The sequence below is a fragment of the Bacillus sp. 2D03 genome, from assembly GCF_003946765.1.
Taxonomy (GTDB): Bacteria; Bacillota; Bacilli; order Bacillales; family Bacillaceae_G; genus Bacillus_A; species Bacillus_A cereus.
This window is the reverse complement of record NZ_RPSJ01000001.1, coordinates 105,791-123,841: the sequence shown is the minus strand read 5'-3', so window position 1 is coordinate 123,841 and position 18,051 is coordinate 105,791. Positions and strand designations below refer to the sequence as shown.

The window sequence follows — 18,051 nt, the reverse complement described above, 5'->3', positions numbered from 1 at the left end:
TGTTTGATAATAGAATAGGGGGGACAATTTTTAGCGAAGGAATTATGGAGGATCAATATGATAAAAAAAGTAATGGTGGTGGCTTCACTGTCTGCTATAGTTGGCGGCGGAGTATACTATTTTCTTGTTAGCCCCAATATAAAGGAAAACACTGTATTAACAACTAAAGTGAATCCTACTATTGAATCGGAAGTACAAGGGAATATAGAAGAAAAAGAAGAGCAACAAATTGATTATGCTAGTATATCTCAAAAATTAGATCAATATTTAGTCGGAAAGCAATTTAATGGAACAGTTTTGGTAACAGATAAAGAGCATGTTATATTGAATAAAGGATATGGGTATGCTGATGTTCAAAATAAAATAGAAAATACGCCTCAAACAAAATATCGTATCGGTTCTATTACGAAAACAGTTGTTGCCACATCTATTTTACAGTTGCAAGAACAAGGTAAATTGAATATTCAAGATAATGTAAATAAATATATTCCTTCATTTCCGGAGAATAAAAATATTACGCTATATCATTTATTAACGCATACCTCTGGTTTACCTGAACATGCGAAAGGAAATGTGAATGCGGCTTCCCGCTTACAATTAATTAATTGGATTGGACGTCAAAATTTAGAATTTCCTGCAGGAACAGGTTGGAGATATACAGATTATAATTATATGGTTCTTGCTTATATAATAGAACATATCTCCAAAAAACCATTAGGAGATTACATAAAAGAAAACATATTTTTAAAAGTAGATATGCATGAATCCGGTATGGGAAATATGGTACCTGGAGATAAAAATTTTGCAAAGGGTTATGTGAAAAAAAATCAAGAGCTTGTACCAGCGCAGAAGTTAGGCATGGATTGGCTATATGGTTGTGGTGAGATGTATACGACAGTTGGAGATATGAAGAAGTTAGACGAAGCTATTATAAATGGAAAACTTCTTTCTGAACAAAGTATACAAGCAATGTTTTCGCCTTCAGCAGAACGGAAATATGCATTTAGTTTTTATATATATCCAGATTATTTTCATAATCATGGTGTATTATCTGGTTGGAACACTTTCAATAATTTTAATAAAGAAAAAGGAATTTTTGTTATGTTATTTTCAAATGTGAAAAATAGTATGGATGATGACTTTAATAAAGAGTTCCGAAAGATGGTAAATGATTTATTAGAACAAAGGGGATGAGAAAATGGAACATAAAACTGTATCAATAGGTTTCATTGGTATTGGCGTAATGGGAAAAAGTATGGTTTATCACTTAATGCAAGATGGTCATAAAGTATATGTATATAATAGAACGAAAGCAAAAACAGATTCTTTAGTGCAAGCTGGTGCACATTGGTGTGATACGCCAAAAGAGTTAGTGAAGCAAGTTGATATTGTAATGACAATGGTTGGATATCCACATGATGTAGAAGAAGTGTATTTTGGTATAGAAGGAATTATAGAACATGCAAAAGAAGGTACGATAGCAATTGACTTTACGACATCTACACCTACTTTAGCAAAACGTATTAATGAAGTTGCAAAAAGCAAAAAAATATATACGTTAGATGCACCTGTCTCAGGAGGAGATGTTGGCGCGAAAGAAGCAAAACTCGCAATTATGGTAGGTGGAGAGAAAGAAATATATGATAGATGCTTACCTTTACTTGAAAAGTTAGGAACAAACATTCAATTACAAGGACCAGCTGGGAGTGGACAACATACAAAAATGTGTAATCAAATTGCCATTGCTTCCAATATGATTGGAGTATGTGAAGCTGTTGCTTACGCGAAGAAGGCTGGACTGAATCCAGATAAAGTGTTAGAGAGTATTTCAACAGGGGCAGCAGGTAGCTGGTCATTAAGTAATTTAGCTCCTCGAATGTTAAAAGGAGACTTTGAGCCAGGATTTTATGTAAAGCATTTTATGAAAGATATGAAAATTGCTTTAGAGGAAGCAGAAAAATTACAATTACCAGTCCCAGGCTTAAGTTTGGCGAAAGAATTGTATGAAGAGTTAATTAAGGATGGCGAAGAAAATAGTGGAACACAAGTATTATATAAAAAATATATAAGGGGGTAAACGAGGTGGACCTTCAAAAGTTTGATGAGATGATTGATACTGTACAGCGAGCTACTTGTATGCAAATTAATGAAAGACAAAAAGAAGCTTTTAAACAAAAATATGATTTTGAACCAGAATTTGAATATGGAAGAGATGAGAAGGGGCATTATGTAATTCGAACCTCAAAAAAGATGTTAGAAGAAATGGAGTTTTATTTAGCATTGAAATATGATCGTGATGGAGTGGATCTTTATATGCAAGCTGAGATTGACGGCATATTTCATGTATCTGTTAGCTATGGTGAAGATGCCCTACATCTACAAGAATTGTTTCAATTTCTAGAAGAAAGTAAATAAAAGTCCTCAAATGAGGACTTTTATTTATTTAGTCATCTTTAATTTTTATAATTATAAGTTAGACGCGCGGCGGCATCGTTCAACTGGGAACGGGATAATTTGTGCGACGTGATTAGGACCAAATTGTTTTGTACGAGCATGGCGTATTATATAAAAAGCACACAGAATTGAAACAGGAATAGCGCCGAATAAACCAAACAATAAAGCGCTTACACAAGATGCGACAAATCCTAAAACACCAATTTCTAACTCTTCCATAATAGCTCCTAAAATAACAGGAAATGCTCCACATGTAACTCCAAGTATAAGTGCGATAAGTAAGCTCATGATTATCCCCCTCTGTTTGCGATATTATTTTCCTTCTTAATTAATTGTAGTATATCACATATAAAACAGAATTTTCGGAAAAAATTCAATAAATGTTCAAAAAATGTTCGGAAAATGCACTTGAAAAATCAAGGTGTTAAATTTGTGATGAAATAGTACTTTCAAGTAAATAAAAAATCAGGCTTATTTCAAAATGAAATAAGCCTGTTCCATAGGAGGATGTATATATGTAGAGTGAATAAAAGTTTGGAAAAGGGGGTCCAAGTCCTTTTATTCAACTAACTACCTTAATAGATTGGAACCCAGCCTTCAGTTGTCACAAAAATACGAATAGCTACAACTTGGCGATCATCTTGCAAGGTAAAATAATGTCTTGCATTTTCAGGAACAGATATTAAATCGCCTGGCTCAAGTTCAACATCAAAGAATTTCCCATCTTTACCTTCAATAGCGAAAATGCCATGACCACTGACGATAAAGCGAACTTCGTCATCTGTATGATGGTGTTCCTTTTGGAAATTAATTAATAATTCGTCAAGGTTAGGGGTGCTATTTGAAAGTGAAATTACATCATGTGCTTTATAACCACGGCGTGCTGAAACATCAGCGATTTCTTTTGAAAAAATAGCTAATATTTCAGCTTTGTTTTCATCTGTTAACGAATAATTTTCATTTAAATGAGTAGGAAGTTTAGAAATATTCCATTTCTCATATAAAACGCCTTCCTCTTGTAGAAATTTAGATACTTCCACTTCATTTTCAATACGAGTATTTACTTCATGAATACGAATTTGCGCCATTAGAAACGCCTCCTTGAATTGATAATAGTTTTATATGAAATTGGAATAAAAACTCATAAGCTTCTAATCTCTTCTTTGCATCAAAGCTATCTCGGCCCCATACGGTAATACCGTGGTTACGGATTAATACTGCACCCGAATCTCCTTGTATATGCTTTCGGAAGTTTTCTCCAAGTGTTGGGATATGGGCATGGTTTTCGATAATAGGAATGTGAATGGTTGCATCTTCTTCCCAAATATCGAGAGCTTTAATAATTTCTTGATTTTGAAGGATGACTGCATCACTATATAAATTTGTGATGACATTATTATCGGTTGTATGAACATGAAGTACGCAACCGGCATTCGTATTGTTATAAATGTGTGTATGCAATATTGTTTCTGCTGAAGGGCGTAATTCAGTCTCTAAAACGGGAACTCCTACATGATCTACTAATAGAAAATCATCTGGAGTGGTTTTTGTTTTATCTTTACCGCTTGCTGTAATAAGAAAAGTAAGTGGTTCATGACTAACCTTTATAGAAATATTACCACTTGTTGCTGGGAACCAATTTCGTGTTGTTAACTCTTTTTTTATCTCGCTTAAGTCATACCATTGACGAAAAAGTTGTTTCATGCCTTCACCTCCAACAAAAGTTTTAATTCAGCTTGCACATCTTGAAATGTTTCAAACGGTGTATAAGCAATATGATTTTCTTCACACTTTGTAATAAGAAAATCGCGAGCGAATACTTTATCAGCTTGTTTCGCGGCTTGTAAATCAGTAATAGAATCTCCAATTACAATATGAAAGTCATTTGTATCACTTAATTTACGGATTAATGATGATTTACATAATCCGCAATGATTTTGACAATGATCATCACAAGAATGAGGCCATTTAACTGTAATAAACTCTGCTGAAAAGTCTGTTTCATTACAATAAATTTGCTCTTTTGGAATGATTCCTTGTAAGAGTGGATAGACGAAGAAATCCATTCCACCTGATATCACGTAAAAAGAAATGTTATTTTCCTTTACGAATTGTATAAACTCATGAAAACCACTACGGATTTCAGCAGTTTCTATTAAAAATTGAATAATATCATCGTGCAGATTAGTAGGTATTAATTGAAATAATTGAGAAACACCTTCTTGAATGAATAGTTCTTGTGATAAAATTTTATTCTTTACTTCTTCGGCTTCTGGTGGTGCGAATTTTTCCATAATGGACATAATGTTATCATTATTTGTAATCGTGCCATCGAAATCACAAAATACTTGAATACTCATAATTTCACCTCATGAGAGGGATTTCCCCATATTTGTAGTGCACTATGCAAATTTATGTCATCTACTTCATGGAGAGGTATATTTTGCAAAGTAGCATCAATCGCAGTACGGAAGGCTTTACCGCCGCCTTGCGCTCCATTCGGATGTCCGTGTATCCCGCCGCCAGCATTAATAACAACATCTTTACCGAAATCTCGTACAATAAAGGGAACGAAACCAGGGTGAATACCAGCAGACGGAACAGAGAAACTCTTCTTGAAAAATGCATCGTCTTCAGTTAAATATTTTGAGATAGCAAGAGCTTCTTCTTTTTCTAGTGCAACACTCCCGTATGGAGATGGGAATAATGAAAAGTCAGCGCCAGCATAACGTAATAGCTTTCCGAGTAATAATGGAGATGAAACTCCATATAACTTGGATGATGAGTAAGCACCACTTACAGCAGGGTGTGCCATAATGGGAACTGGGATTTCATCATCTTCTGCAAGTGATTGTAGTACATCTAGTCCATAAGCAAATACGTTAAATAATAGAATATCAGCCCCAGCTTGCACTGCACGTTTCGCATTTTCTTTTAAATCAAAAGTTCGTCCTGTTAAATTTACGGCATATAACGTTTTATGTCCGTACGTTTCATATACGGATTGTAAAACTTCTTTTCCAGATGCAATGCGTTTCGTAAGAGGTGTTAATGTATTTTCAAACAATATTTCATCATCTTTTACGATATCCACGCCACCAATTGCTTGATCGCGTAATTGCGTTTTTAAATACCCAATATTTCGTCCAATCATCCCTTTAAAAATACTCATTAAAAGAGGGCGCTCATACACTTGTAAAAGGTTTCGAATACCATCTATGCCGAACTTTGGCCCAGGGAAATGTTTTTTTAACTTGTCTGAAAAAGTTAAGTCAATTAATTTCACTTCGCCATCAAGTGATAGCTTTCCGAATGTAGTTGTTAAAATAGCTGGTAAGTCTGGACTGAAATTTAATAATGGATATTCGATTTTAATCATCCCGCGTGTTACTTTTTTACGTAAATACGAATTGATATGTTCATGTTCAGCTAATTCCTCAACATGAATGACGTTGCCTTTATGTTGTTTTAATTGTTCTTGCAATAAATGTGGCAAATGTGTCCAAGAGCCAATCGTTAAACCGAGTGCAATTTGCTCAGCTTTTTTTTCTAAGTTATGTGAATCATCATGGATTAAATACGTCGCTATAATTCCGCTCATTGTTATAACCTCCTAGTTAAATAAAAAAACCTCTCAGCTAAGGAGAGGTTTTTTTACAACCAGCTCCTTATCTGTCAGCATCATGCTGCGAGAATTAGCACCGTGTCTACAATTGTAGATCGGTTGCCGGGTTTCGTCGGGCTCGTCCCTCCACCTGCTCTTGATAAGAAGTATTTAGAAATGTTTAAATTTTTAAGATAACTGAATTTTGTCAGATATTTTTCATGTTGTCAATTACTTTTTGAAAAAATTTAATTTATCGATTCGATTAATGGCTTCTCGTAATCTATCTTCTGTATGCAAGAGACCAACGCGGACATACCCTTCGCCATGCTCACCAAATCCAACACCAGGAGCAACTGCGACATGTGCTTTTTCTAGTAAAATATTAGAAAATTGCTCAGAGGTATATCCTTTTGGAACGGGAAGCCATGCAAAGAATGATCCTGTTGGAATGTCTACATTCCAACCAATTGAGTGACAGGCTGAAATAAGAGCGTTTCTTCGAGATTCGTAACTATTTACAAGGTCTATTACGCAAGATTGCGAACTTAATAGCGCTTCGCGTGCTGCATCTTGAACGGCACCAAAAATACTAACATACATATGATCTTGTAATAAGTTAATGGTTTCAATGACACTTTCATTCCCTACTGCAAAAGCGATACGCCATCCAGCCATATTGAAAGTTTTCGATAGAGTATAAATTTCAATACCTGTATCTTTGGCACCGTCTGCTTGTAAGAAACTAACAGGCTTTTGACCATCAAACCCAATAGCGCCGTAAGCAAAATCATGAACAACTAATATGTTATGTTCATTAGCAAAATGAATGGTTTCGTCAAAGAATGCTTTTGATGCAGTAGCACCAGTAGGATTATTTGGATAGTTTAAAAACATTAACTTTGCACGCTCAGCAATAGTGTCATCAATTTTCGTATAATCTGGTAAAAAATTATTTTCTGCCAGTAGCGGCATTGTTTCAAATTGCGCTTTTGCTAAAGCAACTCCTGATAAATAATCTGGATAGCCTGGATCGGGCACGAGAATCGTATCACCAGGGTTTGTAAAACAAACTGGTAACTCTACTAATCCAGCCTTTCCACCAAACAAAATAGCAACTTCTGTTTTGGGATTTAATTCTACGCCATATTCACGTTGATAGAATGTTGCTACGGCTTCTTTTAAACTTTCATGTCCGCGAAATGGCGGATATTTATGATGAATGGTCTTTTCAGCAGCATCTTGTAAAGCTTTTACGATATGCTGCGGTGTTGGTTGATCTGGATTACCTTGACCTAGATTAATAACATCGTGACCAGCTGCAACGACTTTGTTAACTTTTGCAACAAGTGAAGCGAAAAATTGTGTAGGCAATGATGTTACTATCTCAGAAGGTTGAAATGATTTCATACTTTCCACCTCTTTTGAAAGTTGTTACAATTCTAGTGACAAATGATATAATCTTTCCAGTATTTTGTAAAGAAAAAAATTAAGAATGGGGCTGACAAAATGAAAGTCGCATGTATTCAAATGGACATTGTCTTTGGAGATGTAGAAAAAAATATTGAGAATGCTAAAAATAAAATAAGTGAAGCGATGAAAGAAAGACCAGATGTTATTGTTTTACCAGAACTATGGACAACAGGATATGATTTAACGAGACTCTCTGAAATTGCAGATAAGGATGGATTAGAAACGAAAGAAAATCTGAAAGAATGGTCGAAACAATATGGTGTACATATTGTCGGTGGTTCTATAGCGAAGCAAACAGAGCAAGGTGTTACAAATACAATGTATGTGGTAAGTAATAAAGGAGAACTAGTCAATGAATATAGTAAAGTGCATTTATTTCAGCTTATGGATGAACATAAATATTTAATAGCTGGAAATAGTACAGGTGAATTTAAGTTAGATGATGTCGAATGCGCTGGAACAATTTGTTATGATATTCGTTTTCCAGAATGGATGCGCGTTCATACTGCTAAAGGGGCAAAAGTTTTATTTGTTGTAGCAGAATGGCCATTAGTTCGTTTAGCACATTGGCGTTTACTATTGCAAGCAAGAGCAGTTGAAAATCAATGTTATGTTGTTGCATGTAATAGGGCAGGAAAGGATCCGAATAATGAGTTTGCCGGTCATTCTTTAATTATTGATCCTTGGGGCGAAGTTGTTGTCGAAGCGAATGAAGAAGAATCCATTTTATTGGGAGAGCTTCATTTTGAAAAAATTAAAGAAGTACGTAAAGGAATTCCAGTCTTTGCAGATCGTCGTCCAGAATTATACAAATAAAATGTTGACAAGTGATTTTTATTCTTGGTATAGTCTTCAACATAAAGTTAAAAATTGAAAAAATTATACAACTCTTATCAAGAGCAGGTGGAGGGATTTGGCCCGATGAAGCCCAGCAACCGACCGTAATACCATTGTGAAATGGGGCGTTTATTACGCCAAAAGGCACGGTGCTAATTCCAGCAGAAAGTAAAACTTTCTGGCAGATAAGAGGGGAGAAGATAAACTTCAAACCTCTTTCTTAGTGGAAAGAGGTTTTTCTATGTTAGAAAAACCTCTGAATTTAAAAAGGGGGAGAAGACGATGGGATATTATTCATTAACAGAAATAACAGCTGTACAATATGCGAAAGATCATGGCTATTTTGAAGAGAAGGCAAATGTCATTTGTCATGAAATTGGAGATGGAAACTTAAATTACGTGTTCAAATTAGATGATGGAGAGAAATCCATTATAATAAAACAAGCACTGCCTTATGCTAAAGTAGTTGGTGAAAGCTGGCCATTGTCTATAAAAAGAGCAACGATTGAAAGCAGGGCATTACAAATTTTTGCGCAGTATGTACCGGATTATGTTCCAGTAGTGTACAGTCATGATGAAGAGTTAGCGATAACGGTAGTAGAAGACTTATCAAGACTAACAATTACAAGAAAAGGATTAATAGACGGAGAAGAATATCCGCTTTTATCCCAGCATATTGGTCGTTTTCTAGCACATGTTTTATTTTACACTTCAGATTTTGGTTTACAGTCAGAAGAGAAGAGGGTACTAGAAGGTGCCTTTGTAAATCCGGACCTTTGTAAAATTACAGAGGATTTAGTGTTTACAGATCCATTTGGACATTATGATACAAATGATTATGAGCCAGATTTACAGCTCGTGGTTGATGAACTTTGGAGTGATAAAACTTTAAAACTAAAAGTAGCACAATATAAATATAAGTTCTTAACAAGAAAAGAAACTCTTATTCATGGTGATTTACATACTGGTAGTATTTTTTCGTCACCTTCTGAAACGAAAGTGATTGATCCAGAATTTGCGACATATGGCCCATTTGGATTTGACATAGGTCAATTTATTGCAAATCTATTATTAAATGCTTTATCTAGAGAAGAAGAAAAGAGAAGTGTACTATTTTTTCATATAGAAAAGACGTGGAGTTATTTTGTAGAGACTTTTACAAAGTTATGGATTGGGGAAGGTGTAGAAGCATATACGAAAGAAAAACAATGGTTACCAATTATTTTGCAAAATATCTTTACTGATGCTGTTGGATTTGCCGGATGTGAACTAATTCGTAGAACAATTGGTTTAGCTCATGTAGCAGATTTAGATGAAATAGAAAATAAAGAAACAAGAATTCAAGCTAAGAAACAAGCGCTATCCTTAGGAAAAGAACTAATAAAATATGAATCTAAAAGTGCTGATATTCAACTGTTTCGAACATTATTTCAACAGACAGTTTCAAGGGGTGTAAAAGCATGAGTACAATCGTTACTGTTCCGAGATCTGTAAGTTGGAAAGGTGATGCAATTGCGGTATTAAATCAAACGAAATTGCCACATAGCACAGAATACAAAACATTAACGACTATTGAAGAGGTTTGGAAAAGTATCATAATGTTAGAAGTACGCGGAGCGCCTGCAATTGGAATTGTAGCTGCATTTGGCTTGGCGCTTGCAGCGAAAAAATATAATACTTTACATATCGAAGAATTTCAAAAGAAGTTTAATAGAGACTGTAACTATTTAGGGACATCACGCCCAACGGCAGTAAATTTATTTTGGGCAATTGATCGTATGAGAGAATCTATTCGAGAGATTACTACAATAAAAGAAGCACAAAAAATATTAGAAGAAGAAGCGCTTCGTATTCAACAGGAAGATGAAGAGGTGTGTCGAAATATTGGGGAATATGCGTTAACATGTTTTAAAGATGGCGATAATATTTTAACAATCTGTAACGCTGGAAGTATTGCAACTGCCAGATATGGAACTGCATTAGCTCCCTTTTATATTGGAAAAGAGAAAGGTGTGCGTTTACATGCATATGCGTGTGAAACGAGGCCAGTTTTACAAGGTGGTCGCTTAACGACGTGGGAATTGAAGCAAGCAAATATTGATGTGACCCTTATTACAGATAATACTGCAGCTCATGCTATTCAAACGAAAGAAATAAACGCGATTATTGTGGGAGCGGATCGAATTGTCGCAAATGGAGATACAGCCAATAAAATAGGGACAATGAATTTAGCTATTTTAGCAAAGCACTTTAATATCCCATTTTACGTTGCTGCTCCACTGTCAACATTTGATGTTACGAAAGAAACTGGAGCCGAAATTATTATTGAAGAAAGAGATGAAACAGAAGTTACAAAAATCTTTGGAAAACAAGTAGCACCAATTGGAACGGATGTTTATAATCCAGCATTTGACATAACGCCGAATGAATTAATTACAGGAATTATTACTGAGAAAGGGATTTTACGTGGAGATTATAAAAAAGAAATTCTGACATTATTTGAAAGACAAGCTGAAATTTAATAGCTTGTTTTTTTATGCCTAAATGCAGTGTTTTCTCTTACTTATATAATGAAAGGAGGGAAAGAGGATGGAAGAGTGGATTAAGATGATAGGTAATGTAGGGTTTCCGATTGTTGTAACATTATATTTACTCCACCGTATTGAAAGTAAATTAGAGGGGGTAATTGTTGCAATTGAGAAGCTCCCTCGGCAATTACTAAAGTACGAAGATCCTCGGGATAAAAAATAAAGTTTGCTCTTCTTGAGCAAACTTTATTTTTATTGAGCGGTATAACCCCCATCGATAACAACAGCTTGTCCCGTTATACCTTTAGCTTTTTCACTCGCTAAAAACATCGCATAATCAGCGATTTCTTGTACTTGTAATAAGCGCTTTTGTGGGACGAGTGGATAAATAACATCTTCTAAAACATTTTCAAGTGGTACATTTCGTGTAGTAGCTAAGTCTTGTAGTTGATTACGTACAAGAGGGGTATCGACATAACCAGGGCAAAGGGCATTAACAGTAATACCATGCGTAGCACCTTCTAAAGCAGCAACTTTTGTTAATCCAATTACGCCATGTTTTGCACTATTGTAGGCAGCTTTTCCAGCAAATCCGACAAGGCCGTTAATAGAAGCGACATTAATAATACGACCATATTTTTGTTGTTTCATAATCGGAAAGGCATGCTTAATTGCGATAAACGGAGCAATTTGCATAATTTGAATTAGTAGCTCGAACTTTTCAGTTGGAAAGTCTTCAATGGGTGAAACGTGTTGCATTCCTGCGTTGTTAATTAATATATGTAATGAACCGAAATGATCAACTGTTTGAGAAATTGCTGCTGTAATTTCCTCTTCAGATGTAACGTCACATTTTAAACCGATAGCTTGAAAACCTTCATTTTGTAATTGTTCAGCAGCTTCTTTTGCACGTTCTTCAAGCCGATCGGTAATCACAACTTTTGCACCTTCTTTTGCAAAAGCCTTTCCCATTTCATAACCAATGCCACTTGCAGCACCTGTTAAAAAGACAACTCGATTTGTAACCATGATGAAAAACATCCCTTCATAATAAAGTTTTCATAGTGCTCTATTTAGAGAAGCTATAATGAAATTCCTGCAAACATTTGGAAAAAATATCGTTAGCTATCTTGTTTTGCAAAATAGTCTTTGCTATACTATTTTGTAAAGCAAGATACTTACGCTTATCTATCTTGTAAAGCAAGATAGTAGGAGGATTTGAATTATGTCGACAAGTCAAATGCTGAAAGGGATTTTAGAAGGATGCTTACTTGCTATTATTTCTGAAGGCGAAATATACGGTTATGAAATGAGTGAAAAGCTAGCGAAGTATGGTTTTACAATGGCGAGTGAGGGGAGTATTTATCCGTTATTAATACGAATGCAAAAAGAAGGACTAATAACAAGCGTAATGAAGGAATCTCCATCTGGTCCAAATCGAAAATATTATACATTAACAGAAAAAGGCGAGGAAGCACTTGATGAATTTATGGATCGCTGGGAAGCGATGCAAAGTAGTGTAGAGCGTCTACTGGTAGGGAAGGGGAGAAAAAAATAATGCTATCAAGAGAAGCACGAAAGTTTTTGTTAGATATGAGATTATTTTTGACGGCAAAGAGTGTAAAAGAAAGTGATATTGAAAACTTTTTAGAAGATGCAGAGTTGCATTTAATAGAAGGTGAGAGTGAGGGGAAGAGTGTAGAAGATATTTTCGGAAGCTCCCCGAAAGAATATGCGCATGAACTTGTAAAGGTAATGGAAAAGGATAGACGGGAAACGTGGAAGCAAATTGGTTTTACAGTAATGAATATCGTATCGTTTTGGATTATTGCTTCTATCTTAATAGTGAATAATGGAATGTTACAGATTTCACTTATTCAGTGTATCGGTTATAGTTTTTCATTTATTTTAGTTGTTATAGGTCCTAATTTTCTACTTCGCAAAATGACCTTCGTAACAAGCTTTACAAAAACATGGTTTTCTATGTGGTCTTTAGTTATGATTGCTCCAATGTTTTTATTAGGAGCTGTTACGATATTAGATGTGATATATCCGACAAAAATGCTCACATTCACCGAAGTGCAAAGTTATATAGTGTCTGGTGGGATTTTTATCATCACAGTAACTATAAATATATATTTTGAAGGATGGTTTAAAAATTTATATTTAATCATTCCACTTTCAATTATGTTAGTGTTTAAAACATTTACAACGGAAGATCTTATGCCAATGCTATTTCAAATTATATGTTTATACGGAAGTTTATTTATTTTAATTTTTGTTGAAATTATGATGAAGACGAATAGAAGAGAAATGGTTAAATAAGGGAGGAGTTATAATGAAGATTTCTAAAGAAGGTGAAAAGTTTTTAATTGATACGAAAGTATATTTAATAACAAAAGGGATTAAAGAAGAAGATGTGGACGCTTTTCTAGAAGATGCAGAGCTTCATTTAATAGAAGGTGAAAAAAAGGGAAAGACAGTAAGTGACATATTTGGTGACTCACCAAAAGAGTATGCGGAAGAATTAGCGAAAGAGATGGAGAAGGATAAAAGCGGGAGCATAAAAAGTATTTTAGGGATGATTATTGGTATTGGTGGATATTGGTTACTGACAAATATTTTATTTGGAAGCCCCGATCAACAATTTACGTTAACAAATGTACAGTTAATTGGTTATCCTATCGTTTTAATCATTACGATTATTGGAACGATTGTTGCATTTAGAATGTCTTCTTTTAAAAGTAAATTAGTAGAATTTGGAATGATTTATGTAATAGTAATGGTTCCTATTTTATTATTGGTGTTATTGATGTTTATGAATAAATGGTATGGGACACCTGTATTGCAATTGGCGACAATGCAAACATATATATTAGCAGCAATTATCTTTTTATTACTTCTTATTGGTGAAGTATATGTTCTTGGCTGGATGGGTGTTTTTGTACTAATTGTTCCTCTTATGATTATGTTCTTATTTAAGGACTTAGAAGAAAGTAATGTATTTTGGGGAATTGCAAAGGTCTTACTTATGTATGGAAGTATATATGGATTAATGAAATGGTCTTTAAAAATTGAAGAAAGAAAAAGTATGAACTAGAAATTCAATAAAAAGCGGCTGCTCTGGATATACCAAAAATTATTTCCAAAGAAATATTATATAGGGATTTTTAGAGGGATTACATTTACATTTAGTTGTCTATTTTTATTTCTAGCAGCCGGGATTTGTTTTGTTGATTGGAATAAGTTGTTTTAAACAGTAACATGAGGGTTACTGTTTTTTTCTTTGTAATAAAGAGCTTTGTAAAGAGAGCGCTTTTTGTTCTGCTGTTAATAAGGAATGAATATGAACGTTTTCTGGACGAGGGACTATCGGATACATAAGATTTGTTGGAGAAGGGTGGTGCTCCGAGCCGGTTGGAGAATGAGGATCTGCATGAGTAAGTTTTCCGTGAACACGTCTTGTAAATAAAATATGACCGATTTCGTGAGCGAGCGTATATATATTTTTCATAGGAGCAGCCGAATTTGTTAAAACGATATAGCCAGTAAGTTGCTGTTGTTTTGCTAAAGAATAAGCGCAGGCAATTACTGCTGTTTCTTTGAAATAATCACTGCCAATATAACAAATATAAAGGTCGCATTCAGGAGCTTCATTTACACATGTTTGGAAAAAGGATGCCAGCTTTTCTTGACTTTGAATGGAATTTTTATAACTGATTTCACGGTCAAAAAAACGGAAAAGTTCATTTAATACAATTACTTCTTGAATTTGAAATGTAATGGGGTGCCAAATTGATTCTGCAACAGCTAAATCTTTTGCGATGCGGTCATCAGAAATATCGGCGCCGGGAGTAATACAAATACATATATTGACGTATGGATCCATAAGGAACACCTCAAATGAAAAAAAGTTCTTCCTATAATATATGTGGGAAAAAGATGTCATGTATGGATAAACGCCTTCTTTATTGAATATATAGATGACAAGTCGAAAAAATTTCATAGTTCTATAACATGGTGTGATCATCTTTTTGATATAGTAAAGAAAAGGGGGAGAATATATGTATACATTAAAAATCGTTTCAGACAGAGAAGCTCTTTATCAATTTGCAAGTTATGTAAGAGTTGTGCAAGGGGTTGAAGATGTATATGTAGAGGTGGGAGAACCTTTATATGAACATCCGTTGATGAAGTTTTATGTACATATTAAGCTGGAAGAAACATATGAGCAGCATAAAGCGTTACAAGAAATAGCAAGATTAGTAGAATTAGGGCGATTTACATACGTCCATTATCGTAATGATGAAATTGAAGAAGCTTTTGAAGCTGTAAAATATGAAAGTTTTAAGAAATAGAAATGGGAAAAAAGGAAGCGGAAACTTCCTTTTTTTTCTTGGAAATTACATCAACAAAAGGAGAAAAATTTTGTTATGATAAGGGAGGGTGAGGAAAGGAGAGTTTACATATTGGGGTATATTGAAGAGTTACGCAAAGTCGTTGGGACAAGGCCACTTATTCTCGTTGGGTCAGCAATCATTATATTAAATGATAATCAAGAAGTATTGCTTCAATATCGTTCAGATACATATGATTGGGGTGTACCTGGCGGCGCGATGGAATTAGGAGAAACGACAGAAGAAACTGCTCGCCGAGAATTATTCGAAGAGACGGGGTTACAAGCAAAAATTATGCAATTTCTTGGTGTCCTTTCAGGAAAGGAAGTATATTTCCGTTATCCTAATGGAGATGAAATTTTTAATGTCATTCATCTGTATCAAGGGCATCATGTGGGCGGAGAATTAAGGCTTGATCATGAAGGATTGAAGCTTCAATATTTTCCGGTAGATAAGTTACCCAAATTGAATGAAACGACAGAGAAAATTTTACAAAAATTTTTATATGCATTGACAGAATAGAAGGTTAATTCCTTCTATTTTTATTATATTAAATATTTTGATTTTTTAGTATGTTTATAGTATGATAGTTATAGATATACATCTTATGGAATTTCACCTAAAAACTGACTAGGGTACATAAGAGAGGGGCAAGTGCAAAATGCATAATGTTGTTATTACAGCTGCAGTTCGTTCGCCAATTGGAACTTTTGGGGGAGCGCTAAAAAATGTAACGCCAGTAGAATTAGCTGTTCCTGTACTTCAGGAAGCTGTAAAACGAGGCGGGGTAGAACCACACGAAGTTGATGAAGTGATTTTAGGTCATTGTATTCAAAGAACTGATGAAGCAAATACGGCAAGAACAGCTGCATTAGCGGCAGGATTTCCTGACACAGTTACAGGGTATACAATCCAACGCCAATGTTCTTCAGGTATGCAAGCAATTATGTCAGCTGCAATGCAAATTCAATTAGGTGTAAGTGATGTTGTTATTGCAGGTGGAGTAGAAGCAATGAGTTCAAGCCCTTATGCATTGAAACAACACCGCTGGGGACAACGTCTACAGCACGGAGAAATTCGTGATACGGTGTGGGAAGTGTTAGAAGATCCGATTCATCATATTATGATGGGGGAAACAGCGGAAAATTTAGTTGAACAATATGAAATTACAAGAGAGGAACAAGATGAAGTTGCTCTTCGAAGTCATACATTGGCACTGAAGGCAATCGAGTCTGGATACTTTGACGATCAAATTGTTCCTATTAAAATAAAAGAACGTAGAAAAGAAGTAGTATTTTCAAAGGATGAACATCCACGTGCTGATATTACAGCAGAAAAATTAGCTGGATTAAAACCAGCTTTCCGTAAAGATGGTTCAGTAACTGCAGGTAATGCATCTGGCCTGAATGACGGAAGCGCGGTTCTAGTATTAATGAGCGAAGAAAAAGCGAAAGAAAAAGGCTTACAACCGTTAGCTAGAATTGTTGGATATTCAGTAGCTGGAGTAGATCCAAAAGTTATGGGTATTGGACCAGCACCAGCAATTCGTAAAGGTTTAGAAAAAGTAGATTGGTCATTGGAAGATGCAGATTTACTTGAAATTAATGAAGCTTTCGCGGCTCAATATTTGGCTGTAGAGAAAGAGTTAGGCTTAGACCGTGAAAAAGTGAACGTAAACGGTAGTGGCGTAGGACTTGGGCATCCAATTGGTTGTACAGGGGCTCGTATTACAGTAAGTTTAATTCACGAATTAAAAAGACGTGGGTTAGAAAAAGGAATTGCCTCTTTATGCGTCGGTGGCGGTATCGGGGTTGCCTTATTTATAGAAGCACTATAAAAAAGAAGCAGCTATTGCTGCTTCTTTTTTTACGACTCAAATAGATGATGAAATAATCGATCACGATTTTCAAAGAAAAGTTTCGTCGTTTGGTAATGCTCAGTTTCTTCTAATGTGGATTCGTGAATCCCTTCTTGTGTTAAAGAATATATAGTGGATTCAGGGTAGGCCATTAAAATAGGAGAATGCGTCGCAATAACAAATTGTGAACCTTGTTCCGCTAGTTCATGCATTCGAATGAGCATGGAAAGTTGTCTCATTGGTGATAAAGCTGCCTCAGGCTCATCTAAAATGTATAAACCTTGTCCTGAAAAACGGTTCATAAATAAGGAAAAGAATGATTCGCCGTGAGATTGTTCGTGTAGTGAAACGCCGCCGTAAGATTTTATAGCATCTATTTCATCAATATAAGAAGCAACGTTATAAAATGATTCAGCGCGAAGAAAGAAACCGTCGTTTGGTGTATTGAAACTTTTGGAAATTCGAAGGTATTCATGTAAAGATGAATGTGAATCGTTAGTGCTAAAGCGGAAATTCTTCGTTCCACCTTCTGCATTAAAGCCTAACGCAATTGCAATTCCTTCAAGTAATGTTGATTTACCTGTTCCGTTTTCTCCAATAATGAATGTTACATTTGGATGGAAAGCTAGTGATTGTAATGTTCGAATAGCGGGTAAGCAGTAAGGATATGCGGAAAAACTAGGGATATTTTCTTTTTTTAATGTGACATTTTGTAAAAAAGGTACGTCAATCAATATATAAACCTCAATTCATAAAGGATTTTGATTCTAAAAAGGCGGCAAATACAAGTGTTAATGACACCTGAATCCCTTCCTTATTTTCTGAATATTTTATGTGGATTATATCATTTAAACTATCATATTCCAATGTGAAAATAAATATTGCATGAAGATCCATTCT

The 18,051-nt window shown here is 35.0% G+C and carries 22 protein-coding genes, 1 pseudogene and 2 riboswitches; of the genes and pseudogenes, 14 read left to right on the top strand and 9 right to left on the bottom strand.

Features of this window, described 5'->3' with window-relative positions:
• Positions 1 to 57: 57 nt before the first annotated feature.
• From EBQ15_RS00755 to EBQ15_RS00745, 3 genes are read left to right on the top strand one after another with little or no spacing between them, the layout of a single operon-like run.
• Positions 58 to 1,194 (top strand): serine hydrolase, encoded by a 1,137-nt coding sequence (locus EBQ15_RS00755; protein WP_000592914.1) that lies wholly within the window; start codon positions 58 to 60, stop codon positions 1,192 to 1,194.
• 4 nt (positions 1,195 to 1,198) lie between these two features.
• Positions 1,199 to 2,077 carry an NAD(P)-dependent oxidoreductase gene (locus EBQ15_RS00750; protein ID WP_000400471.1) on the top strand — a complete coding sequence of 293 codons (879 nt, stop codon included), beginning with the start codon at positions 1,199 to 1,201 and terminating at the stop codon, positions 2,075 to 2,077.
• Positions 2,078 to 2,082: 5 nt separating this feature from the next.
• Positions 2,083 to 2,415 (top strand): DUF3909 family protein, encoded by a 333-nt coding sequence (locus EBQ15_RS00745; protein ID WP_000365623.1) that lies wholly within the window; start codon positions 2,083 to 2,085, stop codon positions 2,413 to 2,415.
• Between the two features lie 51 nt (positions 2,416 to 2,466).
• Here EBQ15_RS00745 and EBQ15_RS00740 read toward each other — a convergent pair whose 3' ends face one another.
• The 6 genes from EBQ15_RS00740 to EBQ15_RS00715 form a co-directional block, all read right to left on the bottom strand.
• On the bottom strand, positions 2,467 to 2,742 hold the full coding sequence (locus EBQ15_RS00740) for a hypothetical protein (RefSeq protein ID WP_000054660.1): 276 nt from the start codon (positions 2,740 to 2,742) through the stop codon (positions 2,467 to 2,469).
• Between the two features lie 287 nt (positions 2,743 to 3,029).
• The gene (locus EBQ15_RS00735) at positions 3,030 to 3,542 is read right to left on the bottom strand and encodes a 1,2-dihydroxy-3-keto-5-methylthiopentene dioxygenase (RefSeq protein WP_000057313.1); all 513 of its coding nucleotides are present in this window, start codon (positions 3,540 to 3,542) and stop codon (positions 3,030 to 3,032) included.
• Positions 3,520 to 4,158 (bottom strand): methylthioribulose 1-phosphate dehydratase, encoded by a 639-nt coding sequence (locus EBQ15_RS00730; RefSeq protein WP_000811338.1) that lies wholly within the window; start codon positions 4,156 to 4,158, stop codon positions 3,520 to 3,522. Before EBQ15_RS00730 ends, EBQ15_RS00735 begins: the two co-directional genes overlap by 23 nt.
• Complete coding sequence (locus tag EBQ15_RS00725; protein ID WP_000027455.1) at positions 4,155 to 4,814, bottom strand: 2-hydroxy-3-keto-5-methylthiopentenyl-1-phosphate phosphatase; 660 nt, start codon at positions 4,812 to 4,814, stop codon at positions 4,155 to 4,157. Before EBQ15_RS00725 ends, EBQ15_RS00730 begins: the two co-directional genes overlap by 4 nt.
• The gene (gene mtnW / locus EBQ15_RS00720) at positions 4,811 to 6,055 is read right to left on the bottom strand and encodes a 2,3-diketo-5-methylthiopentyl-1-phosphate enolase (RefSeq protein WP_000014178.1); all 1,245 of its coding nucleotides are present in this window, start codon (positions 6,053 to 6,055) and stop codon (positions 4,811 to 4,813) included. The genes EBQ15_RS00725 and mtnW overlap by 4 nt, the downstream gene beginning before the upstream one ends.
• A gap of 64 nt (positions 6,056 to 6,119) precedes the next feature.
• Positions 6,120 to 6,225: riboswitch (SAM riboswitch) on the bottom strand.
• 64 nt (positions 6,226 to 6,289) lie between these two features.
• A complete protein-coding gene (locus EBQ15_RS00715) occupies positions 6,290 to 7,468 on the bottom strand; it encodes a pyridoxal phosphate-dependent aminotransferase (protein WP_000834738.1) in 1,179 nt (392 codons plus the stop codon).
• 99 nt (positions 7,469 to 7,567) lie between these two features.
• Between EBQ15_RS00715 and EBQ15_RS00710 the strand changes: the two genes are divergently transcribed.
• From EBQ15_RS00710 to EBQ15_RS00695, 4 genes are all read left to right on the top strand, one after another.
• The gene (locus EBQ15_RS00710) at positions 7,568 to 8,347 is read left to right on the top strand and encodes a carbon-nitrogen family hydrolase (protein ID WP_002000795.1); all 780 of its coding nucleotides are present in this window, start codon (positions 7,568 to 7,570) and stop codon (positions 8,345 to 8,347) included.
• A 71-nt stretch (positions 8,348 to 8,418) separates the two neighbouring features.
• Positions 8,419 to 8,560: riboswitch (SAM riboswitch) on the top strand.
• Between the two features lie 90 nt (positions 8,561 to 8,650).
• Positions 8,651 to 9,832 (top strand): S-methyl-5-thioribose kinase, encoded by a 1,182-nt coding sequence (mtnK, locus tag EBQ15_RS00705; RefSeq protein ID WP_000542685.1) that lies wholly within the window; start codon positions 8,651 to 8,653, stop codon positions 9,830 to 9,832.
• Positions 9,829 to 10,890 (top strand): S-methyl-5-thioribose-1-phosphate isomerase, encoded by a 1,062-nt coding sequence (gene mtnA / locus EBQ15_RS00700; RefSeq protein WP_000104602.1) that lies wholly within the window; start codon positions 9,829 to 9,831, stop codon positions 10,888 to 10,890. Before mtnK ends, mtnA begins: the two co-directional genes overlap by 4 nt.
• Before the next feature lie 67 nt (positions 10,891 to 10,957).
• Positions 10,958 to 11,119, top strand: a complete 162-nt coding sequence (locus EBQ15_RS00695; protein ID WP_000393336.1) for a YvrJ family protein — start codon at positions 10,958 to 10,960, stop codon at positions 11,117 to 11,119.
• A 29-nt stretch (positions 11,120 to 11,148) separates the two neighbouring features.
• Here EBQ15_RS00695 and EBQ15_RS00690 read toward each other — a convergent pair whose 3' ends face one another.
• Positions 11,149 to 11,925: a 3-hydroxybutyrate dehydrogenase gene (locus tag EBQ15_RS00690; RefSeq protein WP_000258428.1), complete on the bottom strand. Its 777-nt coding sequence runs from the start codon at positions 11,923 to 11,925 to the stop codon at positions 11,149 to 11,151.
• 196 nt (positions 11,926 to 12,121) lie between these two features.
• Between EBQ15_RS00690 and EBQ15_RS00685 the strand changes: the two genes are divergently transcribed.
• The 4 genes and pseudogenes from EBQ15_RS00685 to EBQ15_RS31475 all read left to right on the top strand — a co-directional run.
• The gene (locus EBQ15_RS00685) at positions 12,122 to 12,454 is read left to right on the top strand and encodes a PadR family transcriptional regulator (RefSeq protein WP_000107993.1); all 333 of its coding nucleotides are present in this window, start codon (positions 12,122 to 12,124) and stop codon (positions 12,452 to 12,454) included.
• Entirely contained in the window at positions 12,454 to 13,221 is a 768-nt protein-coding gene (locus tag EBQ15_RS00680) for a DUF1129 domain-containing protein (protein ID WP_000952329.1), read from the top strand. Before EBQ15_RS00685 ends, EBQ15_RS00680 begins: the two co-directional genes overlap by 1 nt.
• Positions 13,222 to 13,234: 13 nt before the next feature.
• A complete protein-coding gene (locus tag EBQ15_RS00675) occupies positions 13,235 to 13,996 on the top strand; it encodes a DUF1129 domain-containing protein (RefSeq protein ID WP_000703262.1) in 762 nt (253 codons plus the stop codon).
• A 12-nt stretch (positions 13,997 to 14,008) separates the two neighbouring features.
• Positions 14,009 to 14,152 (top strand): annotated as a pseudogene (locus EBQ15_RS31475) (DNA-binding protein); the annotation flags it as partial.
• Positions 14,153 to 14,167: 15 nt separating this feature from the next.
• Here EBQ15_RS31475 and EBQ15_RS00665 read toward each other — a convergent pair.
• Positions 14,168 to 14,785 carry an ImmA/IrrE family metallo-endopeptidase gene (locus tag EBQ15_RS00665; protein WP_000371607.1) on the bottom strand — a complete coding sequence of 206 codons (618 nt, stop codon included), beginning with the start codon at positions 14,783 to 14,785 and terminating at the stop codon, positions 14,168 to 14,170.
• A gap of 175 nt (positions 14,786 to 14,960) precedes the next feature.
• On the opposite strand from EBQ15_RS00665, the gene EBQ15_RS00660 reads away from it, so the two are divergent.
• From EBQ15_RS00660 to EBQ15_RS00650, 3 genes are all read left to right on the top strand, one after another.
• Positions 14,961 to 15,254 (top strand): DUF3928 family protein, encoded by a 294-nt coding sequence (locus EBQ15_RS00660; RefSeq protein WP_000288327.1) that lies wholly within the window; start codon positions 14,961 to 14,963, stop codon positions 15,252 to 15,254.
• Positions 15,255 to 15,365: 111 nt separating this feature from the next.
• On the top strand, positions 15,366 to 15,815 hold the full coding sequence (locus EBQ15_RS00655; RefSeq protein WP_000540528.1) for an NUDIX hydrolase: 450 nt from the start codon (positions 15,366 to 15,368) through the stop codon (positions 15,813 to 15,815).
• Positions 15,816 to 15,954: 139 nt separating this feature from the next.
• Positions 15,955 to 17,130: an acetyl-CoA C-acetyltransferase gene (locus tag EBQ15_RS00650; RefSeq protein WP_000552070.1), complete on the top strand. Its 1,176-nt coding sequence runs from the start codon at positions 15,955 to 15,957 to the stop codon at positions 17,128 to 17,130.
• 29 nt (positions 17,131 to 17,159) lie between these two features.
• Here the strand turns inward: EBQ15_RS00650 and EBQ15_RS00645 are convergent, their stop codons facing one another.
• Positions 17,160 to 17,885, bottom strand: a complete 726-nt coding sequence (locus EBQ15_RS00645; RefSeq protein WP_000568001.1) for an AAA family ATPase — start codon at positions 17,883 to 17,885, stop codon at positions 17,160 to 17,162.
• Positions 17,886 to 18,051: the final 166 nt, after the last annotated feature.